This window comes from Paenibacillus sp. F024 (genome assembly GCF_057814255.1).
The window spans coordinates 1-255 of sequence record NZ_JBVASZ010000187.1 but is presented as its reverse complement, the minus strand read 5'-3'; the positions used below and the strand labels follow the sequence as shown (position 1 = coordinate 255).

Below are 255 nucleotides of genomic sequence, written 5' to 3'. Positions count from 1 at the left end.
CCACTATCCGCGTCTTCTCCGGGTGTACGGTCAGTTCCAGTCGCTCCATAATCGCTTGGATAAGCTTAAAAGCATGAAGCGCCTCTTTCCTTGTCTTGCACACCACGACGAAATCGTCTGCATACCTTGTAAGTTCTCCGACTTCCTTCCCGTGTCTTTCCCACAACGTATCGAAGTAATTTAGGTAAATGTTCGCCAACAGCGGTGAAATCACTCCCCCTTGGGGCGTGCCCAGGTCAGAACGTCTTACCGTTC

1 protein-coding gene is annotated in these 255 nt (G+C 51.0%); it reads right to left on the bottom strand.

What is annotated here, in order from left to right:
- A partial coding sequence (locus tag ACZYR9_RS27910) for a reverse transcriptase domain-containing protein (protein ID WP_488981529.1) occupies window positions 1-255 on the bottom strand: 255 nt, incomplete at both ends.